Consider the following 2,535-nt stretch of genomic DNA (forward strand, 5'->3'; position numbering starts at 1 on the left):
CGGGGCCGACGTCGACGCCCACGCGCGGGGGTGCGACGGTGGTGCCGACGCCGCGCCTGCGGTGCAGCCGGCCCTCCAGTTCGAGCTGTTCCAGCGCCTGCCGGAGCGTGGCGCGGGCGACGCCGAAGCGGGCCGCGAGTTCACGCTCGTTGGGCAGTACCTCCCCCACGGTGAACTCCGAGTCGAGTGCTTCGCTGAGCACTGTCCTGAGGTGCCAGTACTTCGGCTCCGGCACCGTTTCCAGCTGCGTGGTCCCCACCCTGTCCTCCGCCCCGCCGCACGTATTTTCAGGCTGTTTTCGCGCCCTTGTTTATTAAAGGTTGTTTCACTTGTCAGCGACCATAGAGCCGCCTTCAACCTTGGTCAATACCAATTCCAGAAACCGCTTTCGGCCAGCGATCACGGGCCTTTCACCTCTCCGGGGGCTACCCGTCGGTAGTAATCGCTGACAAACTGTCTACGGAGTTTCGCCGCGAGCCCAGCCGAGGAGCACCCCGCATGTCCACCTCCGTCTCCTTCAAGGTCCCCTCCGCGCGGGGACCGCAGCCCGTGACCGTGTCGTACGCGCGCGTGGGGCGCGGGGAGCCGCTGCTCCTGCTGCACGGCATCGGCCACCACCGGCAGGCGTGGGACCCGGTGGTGGACATCCTGGCCACCGAACGGGACGTCGTCGCCGTCGACCTCCCGGGCTTCGGCGCCTCCCCGGCCCTCCCGGAGGGCCTCGCGTACGACCTGCCGACGACGACCGCCGTGTTCGCGGCCCTCTGCGAGGCACTGGACCTGGACCGCCCGCACGTCGCCGGGAACTCCCTGGGCGGCCTGCTGGCCCTGGAGCTGGGCCGCGAGCGCCTCGTACGGTCCGTCACGGCTCTGTCCCCCGCGGGTTTCTGGTCCGAGGCGGAACGCCGCTACGCCTTCACGCTGCTGACGACGATGCGCCGCATCGCCCTCGGCATGCTCCTGCCACTGGTGGAGACCCTCTCCCGCTCGGCGGCCGGCCGCACCGCCCTCACCAGCACCATCTACGCCCGCCCCGCCCGCCGCGCCCCCGAGGCCGTCGTCGCCGAGACGCTCGCCCTGACCGGCGCCACCGGCTTCGACGAGACCCTCCGCGCGGGCGGCTCCGTCCGGTTCACCGACGACGTTCCGGGCCTGCCCGTCACGATCGCCTGGGGCACCCGGGACCGCATCCTCCTGCGCCGCCAGGGCGTCCGCGCGAAGCACGTCATCCCCCAGGCACGCCTGATCCGCCTGCCCGGCTGCGGCCACTGTCCGATGAACGACGACCCGGCGCTGGTGTCGCGCGTGATCCTGGACGGGAGCCGCTGAGCGCCCCGGACCCCACCGCCACCCCCAGCCCCACCAGGACGCTCCCCAGCGCCTGGGCGACCCCGAAGGAGCCGGTGCCGACGGCGGGCGCGGTAGCGGCGGCGGCGACCGGGATCAGCCCGGAGAACAGCGTCGTCCGCTCCACGCCGAGCACCCGCAGCCCCCGGTACCAGCACACGAACCCGACGACGGTGACGACGACGGCCTGCCACAGCAGCGCCGCGGCCTCACCCCCGTCCGGCCGGCGCAGCCAGTCGCCGCCGTCCACGAGCACCCCCAGCGCCGCCGACTCCAGCGCCGCGACCCCGCACACCGTCGCCGACGTCAGCAGCGGCCCCAGCACCCGCAGCACCGGCACCGCCAGCACCGCGAACCCCACCTCGCCGACGAGCGCGAGCCCTGAATACCCCAGCCCCGCCCCGTCGGTACGGCCCCAGCCCTGCACGGCGAAGGCGCCCGCAGCGACCAGGAACGCGCCGCACAGGACGGGCGGGCGGGGACGGCGGCCCTCCGCGAGGGGCGCCAGGACGGCGACGACGACCGGGGCGCAGCCGACGAGGACGCCGGGGACGGCCGGTTCGGCGGAGCGCTCCGCGGCGAGGACGGCGAGGTTGAAGCCGACCATGCCGACGCCCGACAGGAGGGCCGTACGCAGCCACTGACGGGCCGTGAGGAGCCGCAGGCGCTCCCGGGCGCCGTGCCGGGCGAGCGGGGCCAGCAGGAGCAGCGCGAGGCCGTAGCGCAGGGCCTGGCCGCCCGCGTACGGGTAGTCGCCGAGGACGCTGTTGGCGGTGAAGGAGGCTCCGACGAGGAGACAGGCGGACGCAGCGAGAAGCGCGCCGCGCGCGGGGGCGGGGTTCATGAGGGCGACGCTAGGGACGGCGGCGGCCTTGGTTAAGGTCCACTTCCATGGCGTCATCGGGGACCGGTCCGGGCGGAGCGTGGGACGTGCTGCGGGGCGCCGTCGGCGCACCCGCGCGCACGCGTGGACGTGCGGTTCAGGAGGCGCTGCGGGAGGCGATCCGCGCGGGACGGCTGGCTCCGGGGACGCGGCTGCCGTCGAGCCGGGACCTCGCGGGCGATCTGGGGGTGTCACGCGGGCTGGTGACGGAGGCGTACGAGCAGTTGACGGCCGAGGGGTACCTGCGCAGCGGGCGCGGCGCCGGGACGTGGGTCGGGGACGCCGTGCGGGCGGCGGCGCCCCAC

4 protein-coding genes are annotated in these 2,535 nt (G+C 74.4%); 2 read left to right on the top strand and 2 right to left on the bottom strand.

The window, feature by feature from the left end; translation table 11 throughout:
* Window positions 1–259, bottom strand: a 259-nt coding sequence (locus tag ACVNF4_RS34795; RefSeq protein ID WP_461806853.1) for a GntR family transcriptional regulator, incomplete at its 3' end; no start/stop codon positions are given.
* Window positions 260–498: 239 nt separating this feature from the next.
* On the opposite strand from ACVNF4_RS34795, the gene ACVNF4_RS34800 reads away from it, so the two are divergent.
* Entirely contained in the window at window positions 499–1,329 is an 831-nt protein-coding gene (locus ACVNF4_RS34800; protein ID WP_461806854.1) for an alpha/beta fold hydrolase, read from the top strand.
* Here ACVNF4_RS34800 and ACVNF4_RS34805 read toward each other — a convergent pair.
* Window positions 1,226–2,191, bottom strand: coding sequence for an EamA family transporter (locus ACVNF4_RS34805; protein WP_461806855.1), 966 nt, complete (start codon window positions 2,189–2,191; stop codon window positions 1,226–1,228). The genes ACVNF4_RS34800 and ACVNF4_RS34805 overlap by 104 nt on opposite strands.
* A 47-nt stretch (window positions 2,192–2,238) precedes the next feature.
* Between ACVNF4_RS34805 and ACVNF4_RS34810 the strand changes: the two genes are divergently transcribed.
* A partial coding sequence (locus ACVNF4_RS34810; protein WP_461806856.1) for a GntR family transcriptional regulator occupies window positions 2,239–2,535 on the top strand: 297 nt, incomplete at its 3' end.

Source organism: Streptomyces sp. S6 (genome assembly GCF_054880855.1).

Coding starts and splice junctions, on each gene's coding strand:
- ACVNF4_RS34800 (WP_461806854.1), top strand. CDS start 499: ATGTCCACCTCCGTCTCCTTCAAGGTCCCCTCCGCGCGGGGACCGCAG.
- ACVNF4_RS34805 (WP_461806855.1), bottom strand. CDS start 2,191: ATGAACCCCGCCCCCGCGCGCGGCGCGCTTCTCGCTGCGTCCGCCTGT.